Source organism: Methylobacterium gregans (genome assembly GCF_022179245.1).
GTDB lineage: Bacteria > Pseudomonadota > Alphaproteobacteria > Rhizobiales > Beijerinckiaceae > Methylobacterium > Methylobacterium gregans.
Window position 1 is genome coordinate 1 of sequence record NZ_BPQM01000059.1, and the last position, 25,095, is coordinate 25,095.

Annotated in this window: 16 protein-coding genes and 1 pseudogene; 11 read left to right on the forward strand and 6 right to left on the reverse strand. The window is 67.0% G+C overall.

Going from position 1 to position 25,095, the window contains the following annotated elements:
* The first annotated feature begins 25 nt into the window (after positions 1–25).
* From MFF54_RS12430 to MFF54_RS12470, 9 genes are all read left to right on the forward strand, one after another.
* A complete protein-coding gene (locus tag MFF54_RS12430) occupies positions 26–1,972 on the forward strand; it encodes a TonB-dependent receptor (protein ID WP_238303203.1) in 1,947 nt (648 codons plus the stop codon).
* Positions 1,973–2,554: 582 nt separating this feature from the next.
* On the forward strand, positions 2,555–3,796 hold the full coding sequence (locus MFF54_RS12435) for an AraC family transcriptional regulator (RefSeq protein ID WP_238303205.1): 1,242 nt from the start codon (positions 2,555–2,557) through the stop codon (positions 3,794–3,796).
* Positions 3,797–4,296: 500 nt separating this feature from the next.
* Positions 4,297–5,130: a DUF4344 domain-containing metallopeptidase gene (locus tag MFF54_RS12440; RefSeq protein ID WP_370880154.1), complete on the forward strand. Its 834-nt coding sequence runs from the start codon at positions 4,297–4,299 to the stop codon at positions 5,128–5,130.
* A 343-nt stretch (positions 5,131–5,473) separates the two neighbouring features.
* Positions 5,474–7,153 carry an aspartate-alanine antiporter gene (gene aspT / locus MFF54_RS12445; RefSeq protein WP_238303208.1) on the forward strand — a complete coding sequence of 560 codons (1,680 nt, stop codon included), beginning with the start codon at positions 5,474–5,476 and terminating at the stop codon, positions 7,151–7,153.
* A 24-nt stretch (positions 7,154–7,177) separates the two neighbouring features.
* On the forward strand, positions 7,178–8,824 hold the full coding sequence (locus MFF54_RS12450) for a bifunctional aspartate transaminase/aspartate 4-decarboxylase (protein WP_238303209.1): 1,647 nt from the start codon (positions 7,178–7,180) through the stop codon (positions 8,822–8,824).
* A 140-nt stretch (positions 8,825–8,964) separates the two neighbouring features.
* Positions 8,965–11,118: a hypothetical protein gene (locus MFF54_RS12455; protein WP_238303210.1), complete on the forward strand. Its 2,154-nt coding sequence runs from the start codon at positions 8,965–8,967 to the stop codon at positions 11,116–11,118.
* A gap of 599 nt (positions 11,119–11,717) precedes the next feature.
* Complete coding sequence (locus tag MFF54_RS12460; protein WP_238303211.1) at positions 11,718–12,134, forward strand: hypothetical protein; 417 nt, start codon at positions 11,718–11,720, stop codon at positions 12,132–12,134.
* 44 nt (positions 12,135–12,178) lie between these two features.
* On the forward strand, positions 12,179–12,544 hold the full coding sequence (locus MFF54_RS12465; protein WP_238303212.1) for a PRC-barrel domain-containing protein: 366 nt from the start codon (positions 12,179–12,181) through the stop codon (positions 12,542–12,544).
* A 63-nt stretch (positions 12,545–12,607) separates the two neighbouring features.
* Positions 12,608–13,030 carry a phospholipase A2 family protein gene (locus MFF54_RS12470; RefSeq protein WP_238303213.1) on the forward strand — a complete coding sequence of 141 codons (423 nt, stop codon included), beginning with the start codon at positions 12,608–12,610 and terminating at the stop codon, positions 13,028–13,030.
* Positions 13,031–13,173: 143 nt separating this feature from the next.
* Here MFF54_RS12470 and MFF54_RS12475 read toward each other — a convergent pair whose 3' ends face one another.
* The 6 genes and pseudogenes from MFF54_RS12475 to MFF54_RS12500 form a co-directional block, all read right to left on the reverse strand.
* On the reverse strand, positions 13,174–16,359 hold the full coding sequence (locus MFF54_RS12475; protein ID WP_238303214.1) for an efflux RND transporter permease subunit: 3,186 nt from the start codon (positions 16,357–16,359) through the stop codon (positions 13,174–13,176).
* Positions 16,360–16,363: 4 nt separating this feature from the next.
* The gene (locus tag MFF54_RS12480) at positions 16,364–17,482 is read right to left on the reverse strand and encodes an efflux RND transporter periplasmic adaptor subunit (RefSeq protein WP_238303215.1); all 1,119 of its coding nucleotides are present in this window, start codon (positions 17,480–17,482) and stop codon (positions 16,364–16,366) included.
* Between the two features lie 139 nt (positions 17,483–17,621).
* Positions 17,622–18,194 (reverse strand): hypothetical protein, encoded by a 573-nt coding sequence (locus tag MFF54_RS12485; RefSeq protein ID WP_238303216.1) that lies wholly within the window; start codon positions 18,192–18,194, stop codon positions 17,622–17,624.
* 25 nt (positions 18,195–18,219) lie between these two features.
* Positions 18,220–18,600 carry a GCG_CRPN prefix-to-repeats domain-containing protein gene (locus MFF54_RS12490; protein WP_238303218.1) on the reverse strand — a complete coding sequence of 127 codons (381 nt, stop codon included), beginning with the start codon at positions 18,598–18,600 and terminating at the stop codon, positions 18,220–18,222.
* A gap of 108 nt (positions 18,601–18,708) precedes the next feature.
* A complete protein-coding gene (locus MFF54_RS12495) occupies positions 18,709–19,536 on the reverse strand; it encodes a DUF4344 domain-containing metallopeptidase (protein WP_238303219.1) in 828 nt (275 codons plus the stop codon).
* A 1,142-nt stretch (positions 19,537–20,678) separates the two neighbouring features.
* Positions 20,679–20,792 (reverse strand): annotated as a pseudogene (locus MFF54_RS12500) (ATP-binding protein); the annotation flags it as partial.
* A gap of 199 nt (positions 20,793–20,991) precedes the next feature.
* On the opposite strand from MFF54_RS12500, the gene MFF54_RS12505 reads away from it, so the two are divergent.
* Together MFF54_RS12505 and MFF54_RS12510 are read left to right on the forward strand one after the other, a co-directional pair.
* Complete coding sequence (locus MFF54_RS12505; protein WP_370880145.1) at positions 20,992–21,798, forward strand: GntR family transcriptional regulator; 807 nt, start codon at positions 20,992–20,994, stop codon at positions 21,796–21,798.
* Between the two features lie 380 nt (positions 21,799–22,178).
* On the forward strand, positions 22,179–25,088 hold the full coding sequence (locus MFF54_RS12510) for an FAD-binding and (Fe-S)-binding domain-containing protein (protein WP_238303329.1): 2,910 nt from the start codon (positions 22,179–22,181) through the stop codon (positions 25,086–25,088).
* Positions 25,089–25,095 lie beyond the last annotated feature (7 nt).

Here is a 25,095-nt window from a genome sequence, read left to right on the forward strand (position 1 = left end):
CAGCTTCTCGGTATAGCCCGTCACGTTGAAGGGCTATACCGAGAAGCTGATCAACGACCAGCAGGCGCGCTCGCTCTCGGATGTCGTGCTGAACAACCCGTCCGTGCGTAACGACGCCCCGCCGTTCAGCGAGCGCGATTCCTACTTCATTCGCGGCTTCTCGGTCACCAACCTCGACACCGCGTTCGACGGCCTGTTCTACCTCGCCAACCCGCGCCGAACCTTCACGGAGGGGCTGGAGCGCGTGGAGGTCCTGCTCGGGCCGACCGCGCTGCTCAGCGGCGGCACCGGTCGCGTCGGCGGCACCATCAACTTGATCCCGAAGCGGGCCTTCGACGAGCCGCTCACCCGGCTCACGACGACCTACATCAGCGACGCGCAGATCTGGACGCACGCCGATATCGGTCGCCGCTTCGGTGCGTTCAACGAGTGGGGCGTGCGCTTCAACGGCGCCTATCGCAACGGCGCCACGCCGCTTGACAAGAACGCGATCGAGGTGGGCGTCGCCGCCCTCGGCCTGGATTATCGCGGCGAGCGGTTCCGCGCCTCGGTCGACCTGAACCACTCCACACAGAACGTCACCGCGCCGACCTCGCTGTTCAACGCGGTCGCGCCCAACATCCCCGTCCCGCGGGCTCCGAACAACCGCCGCAACACATCGAACCCGTTCGAGTACAACGACAGCCGCTACAACATGGCAGCGGGACGGATCGAGTACGACGTGCTGCCCGAGACGACGATCTACGCGGCGGGCGGCCTCAGCCGCTACAACGAGGACTTCCTGACCTCGAACTATCGGGTCACGAGCGTGACCGGCCAGGCCTCCAACACGCTGGCCATCCAGCCTCTCGAACTGGAGGGTTTCAGCGGCGAGGTCGGACTACGCTCGCGCTTCCACACGGGGTTCGTCGGCCACCAGTTCAACGTCGCGGCGGCCGAGGCCGTAAATAAGAACTACTCGCGCGGTTTCGTCCCCTTCAGCCTGCCGAGCTATACGACCAATATCTATGATCCGGTCTATCTGCCCTTTGGCTCGGTACCCACGATCAATTTCCCGCGCTCGAATCAGCAGCCTCTCTTCACGGAACTCTACGCGCGCAGCGTCGCGGTCGCCGACACCCTGTCGCTCGGCGACGACCGCTTCATGCTGACGATCGGCGGACGCTTTCAGGAGATCGACCTGCAGAGCTACGCCACACGTCCGGGCCCAAGCCAGGGCAATCTCGCCACGAGCTACAGGGAAAGCCGGTTCAGCCCCGCCTATGCCCTGGTCGTCCGGCCGACCGAGAACCTCGCTTTCTACGGCAACTACATCGAATCGCTCGACGCGGGCCCGAGCGCCCCCGCGACGGTGGTCAATGCCAGCGAAGTGTTCGCGCCCGTGGTGAGCCGGCAGAAGGAGGTCGGCGCCAAGTACGATTTCGGCAACGTAGCACTCACCGCGTCGCTGTTCGAGATCGAGCAACCGAACGCCTTCACCGATACGGCTACGAACCGCTTCACCCTGAGCGGCCTTCAGCGCAACCGCGGCCTCGAACTCAACGTGTTCGGCGAGCCGGTCGCGGGCGTACGGCTGCTCGGTGGCGTGACCTTCATCGACGCGACGCTGGTCAACACGGCCAACCGCCAGTTCGACGGCAACACCGCACCCGGCGTACCCGACACCGCCTTCAACCTCTACGCCGAGTACGACCTGCCGCCCTGGCTGGCGGCGGGCCTGACGCTGACCGGCCGGGCGATCTACACGAGCCGCATGTTCTACAACCAGGCCAACACGCAGTCGGTCCCGGACTGGACGCGCTTCGATGCCGGCCTGCGCTACGTCTTCGAGGGCACGAACGGCAAGCCGGTGGTGGTCCGAGCCACCGTCCAGAATCTCCTGGACGATTCGTACTGGGCCTCGGCGGCGCGCGGTTACCTCGCGGTTGGAGCGCCGCGAACGTTCATCCTGTCGGCTCAGCTCGACTTCTAGGCGGCCGATCGATCGGAGACTTGCCCGAAGCCGCCGCCGTGATGCGTGTCCCAGAGGACCCGCAGCGGCATCCGAGCGGCGCGGGATCGTAGAAGCCATCGATGGCGCTGAGGGGCGCAGTCCGTGGCGCCATATCGGCCAGGTCCGCGTTTCCCGGAGGCGACACCAACCCATGGCTGCCAACGGCGCGCGCCGCCTCCTGGCGCCTTCCGTGTCGCGGCCGCCGCCGTCGGATCTCTCGCAATCCGTGGCGCGGCGGCGCCGGCGGAGCGTTGCCCGACACCTCGGATACGTCCGGGTCCGAGACGGTATCCGAGGCGGTCACGTCCAACCCGGGTTGGCTCGATCGCGCTGCACGCCGCCCGATTCGCCGCTGTGCCAGTCTTGCCCTGTCGAGCCGAAGCCCCATCCGAGGCGCAGGACACGTCCATCGATCCGGAACGGGCGGTGTCTCATTCGATCAAGACAGGGCCGTCCGGTGAGCCTTACCTAGATTAGGGGGGATGATCGATTCGAGAGCAGGGAGACGTTCCTGTGCGCTCGTCATCTCCACCACGCCTGCCAGAACGGACAGCCTCGCCCGTGGAAGAGGCAAGTCTCGACGATGCTTGCCAAGCGCCAAGGCTTGGCTTCGTTCATCTCAAAGTGGCCCAGGAGATCTGCCCGGTCATCGTCGAGCTCGGCGCGGATCCGTGTGCGCTCGTTGCCGAGGCCGGCCTCGATCCTGGACTCTTCGACGGCGCGCGCAGGTGCGTCTCATTTACCGCACTCGGCCGCCTCCTGGCGCTCGCGGCCGCTCGGACCCGCTGCCCTCATCTCGGGCTTCTGGTCGGCCAGCGGACCGCTTTATCGGCTATGGGCCTGCTGGGCGTCCTGCTGCGCAACTCGGAGACCGTCGGGGATGCGTTGCGCGCTCTTGAGGCGCATCTGAGCGTGTGGGACCAGGGTGCGGTGATCAGCCTGGGCGTGCACGACGACGTCGCCGTGCTGAGCTACGCCCTGTACGAGCCCGAGGCCGAGGGGGCTGCGCTGCACTCGGAGCGGGCGCTGGCAAAGGCGATCAATATCCTGCGCGCGCTGTGCGGGCCCGAATGGGCACCGACGGAGGTGCTGCTGCCGCGCTCGACCCCGCACCATGCCGAGACATACTGGGCATTCTTCCGCGCGCCCGTCCGGTTCGATCAAGAGATGGCCGCCCTCGTGTTTCCGGCCTCCCATCTGCAGAGGCGGATCAGGGGTGCCGACCAGAGTCTTCGCAGACGGGCGGAGGAACGCGTCCGTCGGCTTGAGGCGGTGGAGCGCAACACGCTCACGGACGAGATTCGCCGCTACCTTCGGACCGCGGTCACCCGGCAGCGCTGCGGAGCGGCACGCGTGGCACGCTTCAGAATGGTGCATCGTCGCACTCTGAGCCGGCGCCTCAAGGCCGAGGGTACGAGCTTTCGGCAACTAGCCGGCGAGGCGCAGTTCCGGGTCGCGCGGCAACTGCTGGCCGACACCAGAATGAGCATGGCGCAGATCTCGGCCGTTCTGGACTTCTCCGAGCCCTCCGCCTTCACGCACGCCTTCCGGCGCTGGTCGGGCATGACGCCCACCGCCTGGAGACGGCTGAGCCGCCCTGAGCCGCGTGCTGAGGAGAACCGCTCGACGCGTCACTTCGGCGAAGCCGAAGACTCCGTGACCGCGCGTGCCGGTCCGCGTGTGGACGACGCTCCCCGGCAAGGCGGGCGCTCAGGCTGCACGCACCACCGTCCTGCGGACCGCTACCCCGGTCCGGACCTCAGCCCGGTGCCGCAGCCACCAAGCCTCACTTGCGCATTGTGAGTGCACGACGATCGCTTTTGATCGCGTGCGCATGATCTCGCCTTCGATCGGCTGCCTCCTCGTCCGACCATGACAGAGACAGCCATCTTCGAGATCTTGATCACCACCCGTCCAGACTGGGGCAACCCTGCGCGCTACGCAACGCGAACTGGCCGCCGAGGCAGACCCCGCTGCTTCGCAGGGCCCGTGCACGCGACGAACCAATCGGCCCAGCATCATCGGGCCGAGCAGGCTCGGCATCGGCCGCCTCAAGGCTCACGTCGCGGATGTGCGCAACGAGGTCACGCGCCGGAGGATCCGACGCGGGTCCAATGCCTTCCGGCGGCGCCTTGCGGGTTCCAGCCCCGCCCATCGATCCGACGCGCCGAGATCCTCCCACCGATCAACAGAAGAGGGATGCGGTCATGCTCTGCTCCGTCGTGTCGATCACACCGACGTCCCGTCGTGCGACGACCAGGGTCGGCCAAGTCCGCGACCGCGTACGCTTCGCCCTTTGCTGCTTGATCATCCTCGGAGCCACAATGCCTAGCGGTACCGAGAGCCGCGGCTTCCGGCACCCGGATCAACGAGCCACGCGGGTCGCGTACGATGTTCCGAGAGACCAAGCCCATCGCGAGATTTACGACACCATGCGCCAGCGGCGCGTGCTGGAGCGCGTCGCGGCAGCCTTCGACCTGTTCAAGCTGCCTCGGCGACTGACCTATCGGCTCACCGCGTGCTCCGGAGAACCCAACGCCTGGTACGACCCGCGCACCCGCACGATCACAACATGCTACGAGTTGATCGATAGCATCAGCAAGATCGCCCCGTCGAAAATGTCATCCGCTGGTGTGTCGCGCGAAGATGCGATCCGCGGGCCCGTACTTCAGATACTATTCCACGAGAGCAGCCATGCTCTGTTTCACATGCTGAAGGTGCCGATTCTCGGCCGGGAGGAGGATGCGGCCGATCAAGTAGCGGCGCTGGTCCTGCTCCATCTCAGCCCCGGGGACGCCCGTGCGGTGGTGAACGGCAGCGGCTACTTCTTCGCAGCCTTGGGCAAGCGGGAGCCGCTCGACCGGAGCGCCTTCGCGGACGCGCATGGCCTGTCCTGGCAGCGCTTCTACAATCTTGCCTGCTTGGCCTACGGCTCTGATCGACGCCACTACGGCGCCATCGTCGAGAAGGGATTCCTGCCGACCGAGCGCTCGACTGCGTGCGAAGAGGAGTACGGCCAGATCGCACATGCCTTCCTGGCTCTCCTCGGACCGCACCTGCGGAAGCCGCCGCGGCAGGGGCAGGCGTTGCGGCGTGCGCTCGCGAGGGCGCCGCTGGCATCCCCGCCGCGCCATTGACCTCCAAGACGGAATCGCGCGACCCATCCGACCGGCTTGCATCGGGCGGTCATGCGACAACGCGACCGGAACCACAGATCTGCCTGCGCCGAACGGCCTCGCACTGTCCCATCCGATCAAGCAGCCGCCGGACGCTATGCCTAGATCATCAGGTTAGTTGATGTCATTTCATCATCGAGCGGCAAATGTCATTGCGTCATTTTTCTAGCGTTCTCGCAAATGTTTTTGTAAATCAATATTATTCATGTTATTATTCTTACAAAATAATAATCATCTGAAAGTCTAAATCATTACTTTAAGCAGTGTATCCGGAGTAAAATCATATCTCGCCTTTGGGGGGCCTATGATCGACTGGGTCGTTGGAACGTTGCGTGGCTATCCGGAACTGGCGATCTTTCTGTCCCTCGCCATCGGCTTCTCGATCGGCCCTCGAAAGATCGCCGGTTTCAGCCTTGGGAACGTCACCGCCACCCTGTTGGCGGCCGTCGTCATCGGGCAGCTCGGCATCACGATCTCGCCGAACGTCAAGGCCGCGTTCTTCATCCTGTTCATCTTCGCCATCGGCTACGGCGTCGGCCCGCAATTCATGAGCGGCCTCAGCAAGGAGGGACCTAAACAGATCGGCTTCTCCCTCGTCGTTCTGGCCCTGTGCCTGATTGCCCCCCTGATCTGCGCCCGCCTGGCCGGGCTCGACCTCGGATACACGGCCGGCCTCTACGCGGGATCACAGACGATCTCCGCTTCGATCGGCGTTGCCTCCGACCAGATCGCGCGCCTCGGCCTCTCGCCCGAGCAGGTCAAGACCTACAATGACCAGATCCCGATCGGGTACGCGGTCACATACATCTTCGGCACCATCGGCTCGGCGATTGTCCTGGCTCAGCTTGGCCCGAGGCTGATCGGCGTGGACCTCGCCAAGGCCTGCAAGGACTACGAGGCGGAGCTCGGGGGCGGAACCGGCCCGGAAGTCGGACTGACCTCCGCCTATCGGGCCATCGAGTTGCGTGCCTACCGTGTCTCGAACGACCGCACGGTGGTCGGCTTGCCCGTCAGAGAGATCTGGCCCGGGCTGCGGGTGTTCGTCGAACGCCTGCGCCGCGGTCAGACGATCATCGAGGCGGACGCCGATACCGTGCTGGAGGCCGGAGACATCGTGGCGATCTCGGGCCGCCGCGAACTCCTCGTCGAGACGATCAACCCGATTCTTGAGGAAGTGCAGGACCGCGAACTGCTCGATCTGCCGGCCGAGTTCGTCGACGTCTTCGTCACCAACAGAAAGATCAGTGGCAAGACGCTTCAGGAACTCTCGGACAGCGAGTGGTCGCGCGGCGTGTACCTGCGCAAGATCATGCGAAACATGGTCGAGATCCCGGTCCTGCCCGGCACCCAGGTCCTGCGCGGCGATATCCTGACCCTGGTCGGCAGCCGCCGCCACGTCGAGCTCGCGATCCAGCACCTCGGCTATGCGGACCGGGCGGTCGAGACGACCGACGTCGCCTTTCTGAGTGCCGGCATCGTACTCGGCGGCCTCGTGGGCGCACTGAGCTACAAGGTCGGGGGTATTCCGATCAGCCTGTCGACCACGGGCGGGGCGCTGCTGGCGGGCCTCGTCCTCGGCTGGCTCCGGACGATCCGTCCGGTCTTCGGCCGCATCCCGGGGCCGGCCTTGTGGCTGATGAACACGCTCGGCCTCAACGTCTTCATCGCGGTGGTCGGCATCACGGCCGGCCCCGGCTTCGTGGCGGGGCTCCGGGAGGTCGGCCTGACGCTATTCCTCTGGGGCGCCCTGGCGACGGCCGTGCCGCTGATCCTCGCGGTCTATATCGGCCGTTACGTCTTCAAATTTCACCCGGCGATCCTGTTCGGTGCTTGTGCGGGTGCGCGTACCACCACGGCGGCCCTCGGGATGATCCAGGAAGCGGCCAAGAGCAAGACCCCGGCGCTCGGCTACGGAATGCCCTACGCCGTCGGAAATACTGTGTTGACCATCTATGGCATGTTCATCGTCCTACTTTCGACTTAACTCCATCGCCCTAGGAGCGTCGCCATGACGGAAACGCTGAAGCTCACGGAGTTCGAGGCTCTGAGCCCGTTCGAGATCAAGGACGAGCTCATCAAGCTTGCGAAGGCGACGTCGCGGCGTACGCAGTCGGCCTTCCTTAATGCCGGACGCGGCAACCCGAACTGGGTCGCCACCGCGCCGCGCGAGGCCTTCTTCCTCCTCGGGCAATTCGCTCTCACCGAGAGCCGGCGCGTGATGAGCCACCCGGCCGGCCTCGGCGGGATGCCGCAGGCCGTCGGTATCGCCGCCCGCCTCGAAGCATGGCTCGCCGAGCGTCCTGACAGCCCTGGTGCGCCCTTCCTGTCGGCCATGGTGCCCTTCGCGGTGGAGAGCTTCGGCTTCGAGTCCGACGCCTTCGTCCATGAGCTCGTCGACTCGATCATCGGCGACAACTATCCGGTGCCCGACCGCATGCTGGTCCACAATGAACGGATCACGCACGAATACCTGATGTGGGCGATGTGCGGCGGGCGGAAGCTGGCGGGCCGGTTCGACCTCTACGCGGTCGAGGGCGGCACCGCCGCGATGTGCTACCTGTTCAAGTCGCTCAAGGCGAACCGGCTCCTGATGCCCGGTGACACGATCGCGCTTGGCACGCCGATCTTCACCCCCTATCTGGAGATGACGCACCTCGAGGACTACGCCCTGAATGTCGTCCACATCAGGGCCCCGCAGGAGAACAGGTTCCAGTTCACGGACGAGGAGATCGACAAGCTTCTCGATCCGAAGATCAAGGCCTTTTTCCTGGTCAATCCCGGCAATCCCACCGGCATGGCGCTGAGCAGGGAGACGGTCGCGAAGATCACCGACCTCGTGCGAACCAAGCGCCCCGATCTGATGATCCTCACCGACGACGTCTACGGCACCTTCGTCGAGGGCTTCCATTCCCTGATGGGCGAGCTGCCGCAGAACACCATCGGGGTGTACTCCTATTCAAAGTATTTCGGCTGCACCGGATGGCGCCTCGGCGTGATCGCGATCCACGAGGACAACATCTTTGACAAGGCGATCGCCGCCTTGCCACCCACCGAAACGGCGGCGCTCGACCGGCGCTACGGACCCCTCACGCTTCAGCCGCGCGAGCTCAAGTTCATCGACCGCGTCGTTGCCGACAGCCGCGATGTGGCGCTCAACCACACGGCCGGCCTCTCGCTGCCCCAGCAGGTGATGATGAGCCTGTTCTCCTTGTCGGAGCTGATGGACGAGCGGAAGGCCTATCAGGCGGCCTGCATGGAGATCGTCCACCGGCGGGTCTGGTCGATGATCGAGGGTCTCGGTCTCCACCTCACGCCGAACCCGAACTTTGACGCCTATTACGGCCTCATCGACTTCGAGTTCTGGGCGCGGAAGAACATCGGCAACGAGGCGGTCGAGTATCTGAAGAAGAACGTCCATCCGCTCGACCTCGCTTTCCGATTGGCCGAGGTCCACGGGATCGTTCTCCTCAACGGCGGCGGCTTCGAGGCGCCGAACTGGTCGCTGCGGGTCTCTCTCGCCAACCTACCGGACGATGTCTACGACGATATCGGTCGCGGCGTGCGGGCCGTCGCGCGTGGCTATCGGGACGCGTACGAGGCGAGCAGACGGACGACGCAGAAGCAGGAAGAGATCGCGGAAGCGCCGGCCGAGTAGGCCTTGCGCGGCCTCTCACCGGCCGGGCGGCGGCCAGAATCCGGGGGGCTTCGGGCGGAGAGCACGTCATCCGCGTGATCGATGCGAGGATGCAGATGAGCCCCGGATCTTCTTGGCGGTCCTGGTGGACTTTCGCCTGGGTGGCCGCACGCCGTCCGCGCGTGGTGGGAGCCTTCTGCCGGCTGGTGCCGTTTCTGGTCTGTCTCACTCTGGACCCCTTCGGGGCCGCGGCGCGGACCATCTTCGTAACACCGACCGGCGCCGGGCCGGGCTACGGCGCCGACGGTCGCCTGGCCGCCGATCGCACCGAGTCCTTCTCTACGGACACGATGCGGACGGTCCTGCCGGGCGACGTGGTGCAACTACTTCTCGACACGCCGGATCCGGCCGCGACGACGGTGTACCGCGCGCACGTTGTCCTCTCCCGGAAGACGAGCCTCGCGCCAGACTCGATCGTGATCCGAGGACTCGGCGCACGAACCCGGCTGATCGGCCGAAGCGTCGAGCAGATCCGCGACTGCCCGATGCCGGAAGACGGCACCGAGCGCGCCTGCGGCGATCTCTACGCCGCCCTCGCGGCCCCCGAGACGCCGGATCTGCTTGCGGCCCTGTTCGGCTCAGCCGCCGCCCGGACCTTGCCGAGCGAGCGCGCGGCTGGAGCCCGGCCCGCCATCCCGATCGGCAGGACCGGGCGATTGGCCGACGCGGCCTGCCTCGACCTCGATCGGGTTGACGGCGTCGTCGTTGAGGATCTGACTTTCCAGGATTGCTGGCTGGTGGCCGTGCGCGCCCTCGGCAGTCGACGCGTCACCCTGCGCCGCGTGCTGGTCATCGGCAGCAGCTACGGTCTGGCCGCACGCGGGCGCCCCGGCCAGCCCGCCGACCACATCACCGTCGAGGATGTGACGTGGGTCCAGGACGTGAGCGGCTACGATGAGGCGAGCCTGAGCCGCGAGGGTCCGTTCCGGTGCCGCGACGGCCGCATGACGGCGTTGGGCTGCCCGGGCCTGATGTGGCGGAGCGTTCCCTGGGCCGTCAGCCATCACGGTGTCTACGAGCACTTCAACGGCGCGCTTCTCGGGGGCGCCGATCTCGAGGGCCCGGTCGTCTTCCGGCGCAATACGGTCCTGTCCGCCTATAACGGGATCCGCCTCAAGGCGAGCGGCTGCGAGGATCTCCCGGCGTCGAGCCTCTCCCCGGCGACCTGCCCGTACAACGGCGGCCTCTGGATCTCCGAGAACCTGTTCTCGTACGTCCGCGATAACCCGGTCGAGCTGGAGACCTGGTCCACCGACGCGCATGTGGCCCGCAACCGGATCCACAACGCCCACGCCTGGTTCTCGTTCGACGACATGGGCGGCGGCCCGGTCTACGTCTACGGCAACCGCGGATGGTTCGACGACATGCCGGCGCTCGCTTGGTCGGGCTCGGCATCCGTGGGCCCTGCCTGCCGCCGCCGGCCCGTCTCGGCTCCGCCCGATGCGGCAGGCTTCGATCCGGTTCTCGACCGCCGGTTCGACTATCTCAAGGCGCGCTGGCTCCCGGTCGGCGTCGAGGCAATCGATGCCTCCGGCCGGGTCGACCGGATGGATGTCGAGGAGCAGTCCTGCGCCGCGAGCGTCGCAGGACGCGTCGTCAAGCTGGCGCTGCCGCCGCGTGGCGCGGCCCCGGACACCTACCGCTACCCGAGGCGCGGACCGATCTACCTCTTCAACAACAGCTGGTACCTGCGCGCGCCGGTCACCGGCATCGGCGCGGCCGCGAACCTCCGGCATTGGAACAACGCCATCCTGTTCTGCGAGCCGGGCACGCCGGGCTACGCGCCCGAACTCTGCGAGGCGCGCCCCAAGACGTTCGACGCGGCCGCGTGTGGGCGGGAGTTCGTCCAGGCGGACGGCCTCGGTCGCTTTCCCGGGGCGCGGGGAAGCCTCCCGTTCTTCGATTGCTTCCGATGGCTGCCCGTGGACGAGCGCGGACGAGATCTCCTGGATCTTGCCAGCACGTTCGACCACGACATCAGCAGCAACGGCTTCCCGCAAGGTTTCGGCGGCCCGCCGACGTTCGAGCTCCAGGGCCGGCAGGGCGATCCCGGCTTCCGCGCGCCCGAGCGGGGCGACTTCACCTTGGTGCCCGGTGCGCTGGCACGGACCTCCGCCTGCCGAATCGAGGAGGCCGACGATGGACATCTCAACTGCCGGACCACGCCGGCCGACACGGCCTTCGCCGGAGCCGTCGCGCCCGACGGCCGCCTCTACGAGCCCCCGGCCTCGCCTCACTTCCAGCCCCCGGACTGAGTTCTCGGGACGGCAGCCGTCCGGGCTTTGCCCGATGCACGGCCCATTGCCCGACCTTGAGGAGGACACCACGATGGGATCCGCTCTTCGCCTGGGAGGCCTCGGTCTCGCAGCCTGCATGGTCGGCGTGGGGGCGCCGGCGGCGCACACTACTCCCGCGGGTTTCCAGGGCGCCTGTGTTCTCGAGGGGCGCGATTGCGGGGACGTCTACGCGTCCGTTGGCAAGGCGACCACGTTCACGAAGCCGACCGACATATTCGCCCCCGCCTTCATCATCTCCGGCAACCGGCTGAGGACCCCGATGGCGTCGTGCCGCATCAAGGCAGCTCATCCGACCGTGGAATCCAACCGGCGTCGGCTACCAATGCTGCTCGTGAAGGGGGTGTCGGCGCGGAACAGAGGGACAGACGACTCGCAGCCGCCAGACGACATGGCGGTGTCCCCGCCGATCAAGCGATCGATCGACGTAAGTCCTACGGTCCCGGTCCTGAAGTTCTCCGACCGGCGGATTGACGACGGAGACGCTCGATGTCGAGATCTGATCGACCGGGCCTCTTCGGGATGACGTGCAACTCCGTCCTCTGCGAAGGGATCGTCTCATGAGAGCGCTGTTGATTGCTTCTGCGGCCTTCGCCGCTCTGATTGTGACCGGCGTCGCCGCCGACGCGCGCGGCTTTCGCGGCGGCGGTGGCGGTTTTCGAGGCGGCGGCTTCCAGGGCGCCGGCTTCCAGGGCGCCGGCTTCCGGGGTGGTGGGTTCCGGGGTGGTGGGTTCCACGGCGTCCGGGCGGGCGGATATCGCGGAGTTCGGGCCGGTGGGTATCGCGGCGTGGTGGCGGGCGGCTACCGCGGCGGCTACGGCCGCTACGGCTACGGGTACCGACCCTACGGTGTCGGGGTTGCGGCCGCAGGCGTCGGTGCTGCCGCGGCGGCGGCGGGTTACTACGGAGCGACTCGCGGCGGGTGCGGTCCCGACGCCTACTTCGACAGCTATGCGGGCGTCTGCCGCGCCTATTGAGCGGCAACCGTCCGTGGCGCATCCGGCAACGGTCGGAGCATGCCATGACCCGGCTCAGGCGCGCGGCGTGGCGCGCACTTCTTCTGACGCTGATGACGGCCTGCGCGGCGGCGCAGCCCGTCCGCTCGACGCTCGGCGATCCCGTCGACTCGATGATGCAGATGAGCGCCGCCTCGCTCATGCCGACGCTGCGCGGGCGCTGGCTCTACACCGACGACGGCAGCCTCGTCGGGCGGGTACGGGAGGTGCGGGTCTCGGAGGCTGGCAACACCCTCGTGGCCATCGTCGCGCGGCGGCGCTGGCTCGGCGGTGGCGAGATCGCGATACCCGTCCCGACCCTCCGCCAGGAGGGCGCCAGCCTGATGGTCGCGGGGACGACCCAAACCATACGCGCTCTGCGGTCGCGCTGAAGTCACCATTGCAGGAGCGTGGGGCGAGGGGGGCAGACGGGTCTTCAGATCGAGGGCACGACGATGACACGCACGCTCGCACTCCCGCTTCTCCTAGTGGTCGGTCTGACCTCGTCGGCCGAGGCGCAGTCCCCCCGTTACGCGCGTGGACCGGCCTGGCTGATCCACGGCAACTATTGTGGCATGGGCAACAACGCCCCTCTGCCGCCGGTCGACGCGCTGGACGCGGCCTGCGCCCGGCACGATGCCTGCACGCCCTATGACGGGCTCCCCTCCCAGGCCTGCAACCTGCGGCTCCAGCGGGAGGCGGCGCTCATCGCGCGCGACCCGCGACAGTCCGAAGACGTGCGCTCCATGGCCGGCCTGCTCGCCTTCGGGGCTGGGATGATCCCGTTCGACCCGACTGCGCCGACGGCGGTGGCCTACCGCCCGGTTCCTGTTGCGCGGCCCTGGATCCCTGTGACGGCCTACGGCCGAACCTACTGACCGGTCGCTTCGGGCGGGACCGCTCTGGCACGATGCGGCGATCCTGCGGGCTGTCGTCCGTGGTATCGTCAGTGTACCCAGGCGCCCCCTTCGTGCCGGTCGCCGCCAGCATGGCGGCGGGGACTCGGACCGCGCGGAGCCGGTCACTCGGCCGGCAAGTGGCCCGGTCGGCCTGCCGGCGCGTCCGAGCTCTTCGGCTGTGGGGTGCCCCCGCCACCGAGCAAGCGCCAGGCCCGCTCTCGCAGGCTCTGGAACACCACGTAGAGCGGCGGGATCACGAAGATCCCGATCAAGGAGGCGGCGATCATGCCGCCGAAGACCGGCGTACCGACGTCGCGCCGGGCGAGCTGCGAGGCGCCGGTGGCGACTACGAGCGGCAACAGACCGAGGATGAAGGCGAAGGAGGTCATCATCACGGGCCGAAAACGCAGCCTCGCTCCCTCCGTGGCCGCCTCGCGCAGGGGCACGCCCCGCTCGCGCTGCTCCTTGGCGAACTCGACGATGAGGATGCCGTTCTTGGCGGCCAGACCGATCAGCACGACCATGCCGATCTGGGCGTAGAGGTCGAGGGTGAGCCGGCCCCAGGCCATGGCCGCGTAGGCGCCGAGAATGCCGACCGTGACCGAGAGCAGCACCGGCACGGGGATGGTCCAGCTCTCGTAGAGGCCGACGAGGAACAGGAATGCGAACAGCACCGCGAAGGCCAGGATGATCGCTGTCTTGCCCTCCGCGCGCTTCTCCTGGAACGCGGTATCGGTCCACTCGCCGCCGAAGCCTGCGGGCAGCGTCCGGGCCGCCACCGCTTCCATCACGGCCAGCGCCTGGCCCGAGGAGACCCCCGGGGCGGGCGAGCCCTGCAGCGTCACCGCGCGCAGGTTGTTGTAGCGGATCAGCGCCGGGGGGCCGACCACGATGCGCACCTCCGCGAGGCTGCGCAGCGGCACCATCTGGCCGTCTCGGTTGCGCACGTTGATGCGGTAGATGTCGTCGATCCGCGCCCGGTCGGCGGCCTCGGCCTGGACCTGGACCTGCCAGGTGCGGCCGAACAGGTTGATGTCGTTGACGTAGTAGCCGCCGAGCGAGGCCTGGAGCGCCTGGAACACCGCGTCGAGCGACACGCCCAGGATCTGGACCTTGTTGCGGTCGATATCGAGAAAGACCGACGGGTTCGTGGCCGAGAAGGTGCTGAACACCCGCTCGAGCCGCGGCTCCTGGTTGGCTGCCACGATCAGGCCGCGCAGGACCTGGGCGAGTTCCTTCGGGTCGCCGCCGCGCAGGTCCTCCAGCACGTAGGCGAAGCCGCCGCCGGTGCCCAGCCCGATGATGGGCGGCGGCGCGAGCGGCACCACGGTGCCGCCCGGGATCTCGCGAAAGCGCTGGCCGAGGCGCGCGATCAGAGCCGCCGCGCCGTCGCCCGCCCCCTTGCGCTCCTCGAAGGGTTTCAAGGTGACGACCATGAAGGCCGCGTTGCTCTGCGAGTAGTTGTCGATGAAGTTGAGGCCGATCACCGAGGTGTAGTCGGCCACCGCGTGCTCCTCGCGCAGGATCGCCTCGGCCTTGGCGGTGACCTCCGCGGTCCGCCCGACCGAGGCGCCCTCGGGCAGCTGCACCACCACGAAGAAGGCGCCCTGGTCGTCCTCCGGCAGGAAGCCGGTCGGTGTGATCTTGGCGAGCTCGACGGTGCCGTAGGCGGCCGCCCCCGCGAGGACGAGGCCCAGCACCGAGAGCCGGACGATCCGGGCGACCGCCGCGCCGTAGCCGTCGCGCACGGCGTCGATCGCCCGCATCACGAAGCCCATGAGGCCGCGCCGCGGTCCGTGATGGGGCCGCAGGAGCACGCCGCAGAGAGCGGGCGAGAGGGTCAGCGCGTTGATGGCCGAGAGGAACATCGAGACCGCGACCGCCACCGCGAACTGCCGAAACAGCTCGCCCGAGATGCCGGGCACGAAGGCCACCGGCACGAAGACCGAGAGAAGCACCAGGGTGATCGCGATGATCGGCGCGGTGATCTCCGCCATGGCGCGCTTCGTCGCCTCGCGCGGGGACAGCTCCGGATGCTCCTCCATCACGCGCTCGACGTTCTCGACGACGACGATCGCGTCGTCGACCACGATGCCGATCGCCAGCACCATCGCGAGCAGCGAGACGGAGTTCGCCGAGTAGCCGACCGCCTTCAGGGCGATGAAGGTGCCGATCAGGCTCACCGGCACGGCGAGCGTCGGGATCAGCGTCGCACGCAAGCTCCCGAGGAACAGGAACACCACGATGACGACGAGCACGAAGGCCTCCACGAGGGTCTTCTGCACCTCGTGCACCGTCTCGGTGATGAAGGCGGTGGGGTCGTACGTGACCTTCCATTCGAGGCCCTCGGGGAAGGCCTTGGCGAGGTCGGCGACGCGCCGCCGGACCTCCGTCAGCGTGGCGATCGCGTTGGCGCCGGGCGCCTGATAAATCGCGATCACGGTGGCCGGGCTGCCGTTGAGCCGCGTCTCGCGGTCGAGGCTCGCGGCGCTGAGGTCGACCCGGGCGACGTCGCCGAGGCGCAGCAGCGAGCCGTCGGGGTTGGTGCGCAGCACGATGTTGCGGAACTGCTCGGCCGAGGTCAGCCGCCCCTGCGTCTGGATGTTGAGCTGGAGCTGCTGGTCGTCCGAGATCGGGCGGGCGCCGATTCGGCCGACCGGAGCTTGCACGTTCTGCGCCTTGATGGCGTCGATCACGTCGCCCGTGGTCAGGTTGAGGCCCGTGAGCTGGTCCGTGCGCACCCAGGCGCGCATGGCGTAGTCCTGCGGTCCCCACAGGGTCGCGTCGCCGACGCCCGGCGTGCTCTTGATGCGGTCGAGCAGGTTGATCGTCACGTAGTTCGAGATGAACAGCGGATCCTGCGTCGACTTCGGCGAGTAGACCGCCAGAACGCCCAGCAGCGCCGAGGACTTCTTCTTGACGGTGACGCCCTGCTTGCGCACGTCCTCGGGCAGCTTCGCCAGCGCGATCTGAACCCGGTTGTTGACGTTGACGGCGTTGATGTCGGGGTCCGTCCCGAGCTCGAACGAGCCGGTGAGCGTGTAGCTGCCGTCATTGCCGCTAACGCTCTTCATATAGATCATCTTGTCGACGCCGACGACCTGCGACTCGATCGGCTGCGCCACCGTCGCTTCCACCACGCCCGCCGCCGCGCCCGGATAGGTCGTCGTCACGGAGACCTGGGGCGGCACAATGTCGGGGTACTGCGCCACCGGGATGGTGAGGAGCGCGAGCGCTCCCGCGATCGCGGTGACGATCGCGATCACCACCGAGAGGCGTGGGCGATCGACGAAGACGGCGGATAGCATCGGATCAGGTCCTGCTCGCCGCGGGCACGACCGGGCTCGCCCGGACGGCGATGCCCGGCCGCACCCGCTGGAGCCCGTCGACGATGACGAGCTCGCCGCCCGAGAGGCCCTCGTCGATCACGATGTTGGTCCCGCTCGCGCCAGCGGCCGGCTTAACGCGCCGGGTCGCCACGCGCCCGTCCTCGACGATGAAGACGTAGACGCCGCCCTGATCAGCGACGAGGGCGGCCTGGGGCACCACGACCTTCTCCTCCGGGCTGCCGGTCTGGAGGGCGACCTGCACGAGCTGCCCGTCGCGCAGCTCGCCCGCCGGGTTGGGCAGGCTCGCCCGCACCAGGACCGTGTCCGTAGTGCGATCGACGCTGATGTTGACGAAGTTGATCCGGCCCACCTCACCGTAGACCGAGCCGTCGGAGAAGCGGATGCGCACGGTGATCCGGCTGCGGTCGGGCCGGTCGCCGCCCTGCTGGACGCGCAGGAACTCGCGCTGGCTCACAGGGAAGACGACGTATGTCGGATCCTGGCTGACGATGCTCGTGAGCACGCCGCTGTCGGGGCCGACGACGTTGCCCTTCGTCACACTCGTGCGCCCGATCCGCCCGGCGATCGGCGAGAGGATCCGGGTGTAGCCGAGGTTGATCTCGGCGGTGCGCAGGTTCGCCTCGTCGCCCATCACCGCGCCCTTGGCCTGGTCGAAGGCGGCGCGCGCCTGGTCGCGCGCGACCACGGTGCCGGCGTTGCGGTCGAGCAGGTCCTGCGCGCGCTGGAGCTGGATCGCCGCGAGCGCCTGGGCGGCCAGGCTGCGCTCCAGGGCGCCCTTCGCCTGCGTGACGGCCGCCTGGAACAGGTCGGGCTCGATCCGGTAGAGCGCTGCCCCTTCCTTGACGAGATCGCCCTCCTTGAACTGGACCGCGTCGAGGTAGCCGGTGACGCGGGCGCGCACCTCGACCCGGCTCACGGCCTCGACCCGGCCGACAAAGTCGAGGGTCTTGTCGATCTGCGTCCGGCGCGCGGTCACGATTCCGACCGGCAGGGCGCCCCCAGGCTCCGTCTGCGCGTCCGCGCCCCGAGGCGATGAGACCGCGAGAAGCAGGCCGAGAAGCAGTCCAGGGACTCGGATCATGACGGTCTCCGTCCATCCGACGGACAGGAAGGCGTCCCATCCTTGCAGGTCACGCTCTGGCGGCTTGATCGAAGGGGACATCGTGCCGCGCGGGGTCAGACACCGCGCCCCAGCCTCACGCCCGGCCTCACTCCTCGGCTCAGCGGTGCTCACCGCCGCGGCCTGACGGCGACGCGGGCGCCGGCTCGGACAGGATCAGGGCCCGCAACCGCTCGCGGCCGAGGATGCGGCCGAGTTCCCGGAAGGTGAAGTACGGGACCAGGGCGACCGCCATGATCACGCCTATCGCCGCGTAGCCGCGCATGCCGCCGCCACCGATGGCCGGCAGGCTGTCGGCCAGGGAGCGTCCCCGGACGAGTCCGATCGCGGTTTCCTCGATCGCGTAGGCCGCGACGAGGATCAGCGCGAGACCGGCTGAGCGCGTGACGATCCGGTAGATCGGCGGCCGGCCAGCCCAGCGCGGTAGCACGTCGAGATGCTCCGTGACGAGCACCACCTTAGCCAGGATCCACGCATTCACGAAGGCGAGGCCGTAGAAACGGTAGTCGATCCCGTGGCGGGACAGCACGATCCACTCGTGCAGGACGAGGATGCCGAAGACCGTCCAGAGATAGGCGAAGATCGCCGCCGTGCGCCTGAGCTCGTCCAGCATGCGCCGCCCGAGGCGCGAGGCCCCGGGGCGGTCCGCCCGGGCGGGCGCGGTCCTGTCCATGGCATGCCTCCCGGATGAACCCGGTCTATCGCCTTCCGCGGAAGCCGCCGCGATAGCCGCCATAAGCGCGTCCGGCGCGAACCCGACCGCCCGAGACGTGCCCGCCATAGGCGCGGGCACCATAGGCGCGGCCACCGTAGACGCGGCCCGCATAGACCCGCCGGCCATAGGCACCGCGATAGGCGTAGCCGCCTCGATAGCCGTAGGCGCCGGAGGGCCGGTAGGTGCCCGGCGCCCCGTAGGCATTCGGTCGGCAGTACCCGTAGGCATTGCGGTGGAAGCCGGGGCCGCAGCATTGCGCGGCCAGCGCCACCGCGGAGCCGGTCATTCCCCTCTCGATCGGCCCGAAGCCCAGGACGGCACCCAGGATGGTGCCCGCCATCACGATCGGTCTGAAGCGCTTCATAATCGTCTCATCCTCGTGTCGCCTGCCCCGTCGAACGCCCCCGTACGGGGACGAGTTTGGCCTGGGTCGTCGCTGTGCGCTGCGAACCCGGGATGCATGCCCTCGCCCTCAGAAGATCCACCGGAAAGCCCGGCGGACTTGCCCGCGGCCGATGCGCCTGCCCTGCAGATGACGGTGCAGGACCCGGTCCACCGCATCCGCGGACTGGCCATACTCCGCCGCGCACTCGGCGGCGCGCGCGCGCGGCAGGCTGGAGCGCTCCACCAGATAGGCGAACGCGCGGCGGTCGGAGCCGTAGGCAAGACAGAGAAGGTTGTAGAGGCGCTGGGCGAAGGGTCCGTGGGAATCGGCCAGAACCGTCTCTTCCATCGCTTCCTCGGCCGCAAAGCTCCTGAACAGGTACGCCCCCCCGTCGATCACGCGGCGGGCCTCCTCGGGCGGAAGGCGGAGGACGACCAGGGCCGCGAACTGGTCGGCCGCATCCTCCTCGCGGCCGAGGACCGGAATATCAAGGATGTCGAACAGCGCGTGGCCGACCTCGTGGAGGAAGACCTGCGCCAACCCGCCGAAGATGGCGGCCTGCCGGGTCACGCCGCCGGGCGTGACGGTGGCCGGCGCGCGAGCGCGCACATCCCGGACATAGTCGTAACAAACGGTCACGGTCCGATCGCGCGCCGCGTACCACGCATCCGGCTCGCCGCCGCATGCGCCCATCCGCAGCGTCAGCGTGCGGGGCAGCCGGAGATTCGAGAGCAGGTTTTGAAGCCCTTCGAGCACCCGGCGCTCCCTTACCTCGTGGTAGATCTCCTTCGCCTCGCCCGGCGCCGGATTCTCGTAGACGATCCGAACTCTCGGCCTTGCTCCTGCCTCCGCCCTGACCGGCAGAGCACACGCGAGCCCCAGCAGAAGCAAAGCGGGACCGATGTAGCAGCGCATCAGCATCGTCCGGCCCTCAGCTCTGGCCAAGCCGAGGCGGTGACAGCTACAGCAGCCACGAGCCCACGCTTGTTCCGATGAGACGGCGGCAGCCGCGGCGCGGCGCTCGTTCTCCGCATCGCCCCTCATCCGGACCGATCCGACGCATCGAAGCCTGCATCTGGGTGCTTTCGTAACCCCGATGTGGGTCCGACTATCTGTGCGGACCCGACAGCGCATCGTCGCAGATTCGCCGCAGCACGAAGGTCGTGGCCGGCGGCTGATGAATGGAAAAATGATATCATCGAACCGAACATCTTAAAATTTAGGGATAAAGCTACGAGTAGCGAAAATCATCGCAGCGATTTGTTCGCATCGGCTCGATATAATGCGGTTCATATCAAAAATTAACATATAATATAATTAGATCGTACTGGAAGATTTCGTGCACGATGTCCTGTTCTCTACAGATTTGACCTTGCACGCACAAAGACAACGCATGCTTCCGCGCGCGAGCTTCACGCGCGCGGGCGGATCGCGATCAACGGCGTCTGCGGTCCGGCACAGAGAGCACCCAAGCTGAGAGGCTCCATCCTCAAGGTCAGCGACCGAAAAATACTGCTTTCGCGTCGGTCAATGTGCTGAAAGTTCTGGATCTGTTGAAGGTTATCTGTACGTCATGCTGAAATCGGTCGAAGATCGGCAAGCGGTCGCTTGCGAACCCTCCGCCTCCCCACTCAGGACAGAATGCAGGAACTCAATGGATCTCGTTCACGGCTCCGCCGTGCGGGCGATCTGCGAAGTTCTGCTCGCACTCGATGTTGAGCCGGACGAACTCTTGCGCCTTAGCGGATTCTCCTCGCAAGGCGGCATCTCCGCGGATGCTACCTCGTTCGCCGCGCTCGGCTGTCTGACGGCGCTCTGCGTGAAGCGGACACGCTGTTCGCTTTTCGGGCTCATGGTCGGCCAGCGCACGACCCTGTCTGTCAATCGGCGTCCAAAAAGGACCCAGGATCGGCGTCCGAAAGGGACCCACCGGCTGCCGCGCATGAGCGCCAACGTAGAGGCCGATGGCGCGCAGCCGGTCGGGTCAGCGAAGCGCCATCGGCCTCATCTCCAGTCTGACGCCGGACCGGCTCTCAGCCCCGCGAAGCAATCGGCACTTAGCTGCGCGTCTTCAGCCGCGAGTTGACGTTGTCCGTCTCCAGGATGTCGCAGTGGTGCGTGAGCCGGTCGAGCAGCGCCGTCGTCATCTTCGCGTCCCCGAACACGCTCGGCGACCGAGCTAGGCCCCGGAATGCTGAGAAAGTGGCGCCCTGTGCCCGTCGTCATCATTCTACCTGCCAGGGTTCGGGCGCTCCGTCTCGACGGGCGCTTCGCTGAGTCTCTCCTGCATTCATACTAGGATTTTTTAGCCATGATTTTGTCGACGATTTGAAGAATCGACGGCTCGCCTAAGCGCTGGTACGCAAAGGGATGAGCCGGACCGATGTAGAATTTGACGATCATGCCGCGATCCACGCTGCTGCGTCTGAGCGATCGGGCGCTGGGGAGAGCAAGGCTCTCCCTCTCGCTCACGGTGTCGTTGAACGAAGCGATGCGGAACCGCTCGCACCGACCCGACATGGAGAGCTACTGGCGCGAGTGCGCGACTACATCGTGGAAGGCGAATTGACGGCTGGTGCCCGGATTCCTGAGCGGCTGCTCTGTGAACGCTTCGGTGTTTCTCGTACGCCGTTGCGGGAAGCTCTCAAGGTTCTCGCTTCGGAGGGCTTGATCGAGCTTCTGCCCAACAGAGGCGCTAGAGTTCGCCTGATCGGCGAAAGCGAGTTGACCGAATTGTTCGATGTCATGGGTGGGCTCGAGGCGCTTGCCGGACGCCTTGCATGCGAAAGGATCGGTGAGGAGGAGTTTGCTGCCATCGAGCACCTTCATCACACCATGTACGCTCATTTTCTACGTCGCAATCTCCATGGATATTTTTCTTGTAATCAGGCCATTCACGAGGCTATCGTAGCGGCGGCCGGAAATAAAATACTAAGTTCAACCTACAAAACTTTTGCAGACCGCGTTCGACGCGCGCGCTACACTGCGAATATCGACAAGGACCGTAATCGTTGGACAGAGGCGATGCGGGAACACGAAGCCATTCTTGATGCTCTCCGCAGGCGGCAGGGTGCCGAGCTAAGTGATATCCTCTTCATACACCTGCGTAACAAGCTTATGGCTGCAGAACATCAGGAGGTGGAAATATCCGATGGCCTTTCGCCACCAGACAACTGACGCACCGGCGGCGCCGGATCTATAAATCATCCATTATCCCCGGTTCTGCGAACTGGATCGGATCATCCAGACTCTGCGCGTTCGGTTGGGGACGACGGCTTCCAGGCGACGCATAGGCTGACTCGAGGCCACTCAGGTACGACATTGCGCATTGAAGCTGCTCGCTCTCGTGCGCCTTTGGCTGCGACAGGCTCGCGCACGCATGTAAGCCTTCCAGGCCAGACACGGACCACTCTATTTTAAGTGCATGCGATGTTTATGGAGGCGCTCGGCTTTTGTGTGTTATTGCATGCAGAGCTGCAGCTCGGCATGGGTGAAAAACGACCGAGCGCTCCGACCAAAGGGAGTCTGATGTGAACGCCTTGACGCAGCGCAGCGCGGTGAGAGCTGACAATTCGCGCGATGATTCTCTCGCTCTTCAGCTGCGGAGCGCCATCCAAGGCGAGGTCAGCTTTGACCCGTTCACGCGTGGGCGCTACAGCACGGATGCCTCGATCTATCAGATCATGCCGACCGGCGTGGTCCTGCCCCGGAGCGCGGACGACGTGGCGGCCTGCCTGCGCGTAGCGGCCCAGCATGGCGTGCCGGTGATCCTGCGCGGGGGCGGTACCTCGCAGAACGGGCAACCGATCGGGTCCGGCCTCGTCCTCGACTGCTCGCGCCACTTCAACGGCATTCGCGCCTACGATCCGGAGAACGGCACTGTCACGGTCGAGCCCGGGCTCGTGCTGGAACGGCTCAATACGCGGCTGAAGGCCGACGGATGGTTCTTCCCCGTGGAGCCCTCGACGGCGAGCCGCTGCACCATCGGCGGCATGGCCGGCAACAACTCATGCGGTGCCCGCTCGCTGCGCTACGGCAAGATGAGTGACAACGTGCTCAGCGTCGAGGCGCTCTTCCACGACGGCGAACCCTTTGCCTTTGCGCTGACTGGTAGCGAGGACGATGGTGTCACCGGCTCGGGTCGTGCCGCCGACCTCGCCCGACGGATGCTGGCGCTGGCGGAGAGCCATCGCGACGAGATCGAGCGGATCTATCCGAAGGTGCAGCGCCGGGTCGGCGGCTACAACCTCGACAGCTTGATCGAGGCCCGCCCGAACCTCGCCCACCTGCTGGTCGGCTCCGAGGGGACGCTTGCCGCCACAACTGCGGTGACGCTGAAGCTCTCGCGGCTGCCCGCCCACCGGGTGATGGGCGTGTGCCACTTTCCCTCCTTCCGGGCTGCGATGGAGACCACACGGGCCATCGTCGACCTCGCGCCGGTGGCGGTGGAACTCGTCGATAACAATGTGCTGGTGCTCGGTGCCGACATCCCGCTGTTCCGCACCACGCTCGCCGACATCACGCGCGGGCAGCCGAACTGCCTGTTGCTGACGGAGTTCGCGGGCGATGACCTCGCGGCTCTGAGGCGGGACCTGAAGCGCCTGGACGCCTGCATGAGCGACCACGGCTTTCCCGACGCGGTAGTCGAGGTAGTCGAGCCAGCCCGGCAGCGCACCGTCTGGGAGGTCCGCGAGGCCTGCCTGAATATCATGATGTCGATGAAGGGTGACGCCAAGCCCGTCTCCTTCATCGAGGATTGCGCGGTGCCGCTTGAGCGCCTGGCCGACTACACCGACGCCGTCACGGAGGTGTTCTCGAAGCATGGCACCCGCGGCACATGGTACGCACACGCCTCGGTCGGCTGCCTACACGTGCGCCCGATTCTCGACATGAAGCAGAGCGGCGACGTCGCCCGGATGCGTGCGATTGCCGAGGAGACGGCCGAGCTGGTGCGTTACTACAAGGGCTCCTACTCGGGTGAACACGGCGACGGGATCTCGCGCTCGGAGTTCGTCGAACCGCTGTTCGGCGCGCGTCTAACCCGGGCTTTCGAGATGGTGAAGGACGGGTTCGACCCCGGCAACCATCTCAATCCCGGCAAGATCGTCCGGGCACCGAAATTCGACGACCGCTCGCTTTTCCGCTTCAAACCTGCCTATGCCGTGCAGCCGATGCAGACCGCCCTCGACTGGTCGGATTGGGGCGGGTTCGGGCCAGCGGTCGAGATGTGCAACAATAACGGCACCTGCCGGAAGCTCGCCGGCGGGGCGATGTGCCCATCCTACCGGGCAACGCGCGAGGAGCAGCATCTCACGCGCGGCCGTGCCAACTCACTGCGGCTCGCGATCTCGGGCCAGCTCGGTGAGGGCGCCTTCACCAGCCCGGAGATGAAGCGGACGCTCGACCTCTGCGTTTCCTGCAAGGCCTGCCGCCGGGAATGCCCGACCGGCGTCGACATGGCGAAGATGAAGATCGAGTTCCTGCACCACTATCACGCCCGCCACGGCCTGCCGCTGCGCGAGCGGCTGGTGGCCGAGCTGCCGCGCTATGCCGGCGTCGCGGCTGCTCTCGCCCCGCTCCTCAACCTGCGCGATCGGGTACCGGCACTAGCCCGTCTGTCCGAGCGTGTCGCAGGCCTCTCCGCCCGTCGCTCGCTGCCGCGCTGGGGCCGGCCCTGGCAGGAGACAGGTGAGTTCGCCCATCCGCAGGACGTCGCGGGGGAGTTTCGCGACATCGTCCTGTTTGGCGACACCTTCAATCGCGCCTTCGAGCCGGAGAACCTCGAGGCGGCCGAACGGGTTCTGCGGACCGCGGGCTATCGCCTGCACCGAGTCGCCGCGCCCCGTGGGCGGCGCCCGCTTTGCTGCGGCCGGACCTATCTGGCCTCGGGCCAGACCGAGCAGGCGCGTGCTGAGGCGCGCCGCACCCTCGCGGCCCTGCTGCCCTACGTCCGGGCCGGTGCCCGCATCGTGGGGCTGGAGCCGTCCTGTCTGTTCACCTTCCGCGACGAGTTTCTGGCGCTGCTGCCCGGTGATGAGGCTCGCACGCTCGCCGGGAGCGCGGTGCTCTTCGAGGAACTGCTCGCCACCGACCTCGCGGCGGGCCGGATCGCGCTGAAGCTTGCAAACCAGGGCGGCCGGGTGGCACATTTGCACGGGCATTGCCACCAGAAATCGTTCGGTGCGATGGGCGCTGTCGAGACCGTGCTGCGACGGATCCCGGGCCTCGATCTAAGGGTGGTCGAATCGAGCTGCTGCGGCATGGCGGGAGCCTTCGGCTACCGGGCCGACACGATCGACGTGTCCTTCGCGATGGCCGAGCTGTCCCTGTTTCCCGCGCTCCGGGCGGCCGGCCCGGACGATCTCGTGGTGGCCGACGGCACAAGCTGCCGCCACCAGATCCACGACGGTCTGGGCCGGCGGGCCGAGCACGTCGCCCGTGTGCTAGACCAAGCGCTGCAGAGCTAGCCAAATG

What these genes read in the sequence shown, in the direction of transcription:
- aspT (WP_238303208.1), top strand. Translation starts at nt 5,474, where the DNA reads ATGATCGACTGGGTCGTTGGAACGTTGCGTGGCTATCCGGAACTGGCG.
- MFF54_RS12450 (WP_238303209.1), top strand. Translation starts at nt 7,178, where the DNA reads ATGACGGAAACGCTGAAGCTCACGGAGTTCGAGGCTCTGAGCCCGTTC.
- MFF54_RS12460 (WP_238303211.1), top strand. Translation starts at nt 11,718, where the DNA reads ATGAGAGCGCTGTTGATTGCTTCTGCGGCCTTCGCCGCTCTGATTGTG.
- MFF54_RS12465 (WP_238303212.1), top strand. Translation starts at nt 12,179, where the DNA reads ATGACCCGGCTCAGGCGCGCGGCGTGGCGCGCACTTCTTCTGACGCTG.
- MFF54_RS12470 (WP_238303213.1), top strand. Translation starts at nt 12,608, where the DNA reads ATGACACGCACGCTCGCACTCCCGCTTCTCCTAGTGGTCGGTCTGACC.
- MFF54_RS12475 (WP_238303214.1), bottom strand. Translation starts at nt 16,359, where the DNA reads ATGCTATCCGCCGTCTTCGTCGATCGCCCACGCCTCTCGGTGGTGATC.
- MFF54_RS12480 (WP_238303215.1), bottom strand. Translation starts at nt 17,482, where the DNA reads ATGATCCGAGTCCCTGGACTGCTTCTCGGCCTGCTTCTCGCGGTCTCA.
- MFF54_RS12485 (WP_238303216.1), bottom strand. Translation starts at nt 18,194, where the DNA reads ATGGACAGGACCGCGCCCGCCCGGGCGGACCGCCCCGGGGCCTCGCGC.
- MFF54_RS12490 (WP_238303218.1), bottom strand. Translation starts at nt 18,600, where the DNA reads ATGAAGCGCTTCAGACCGATCGTGATGGCGGGCACCATCCTGGGTGCC.
- MFF54_RS12495 (WP_238303219.1), bottom strand. Translation starts at nt 19,536, where the DNA reads ATGCGCTGCTACATCGGTCCCGCTTTGCTTCTGCTGGGGCTCGCGTGT.
- MFF54_RS12505 (WP_370880145.1), top strand. Translation starts at nt 20,992, where the DNA reads ATGAGCCGGACCGATGTAGAATTTGACGATCATGCCGCGATCCACGCT.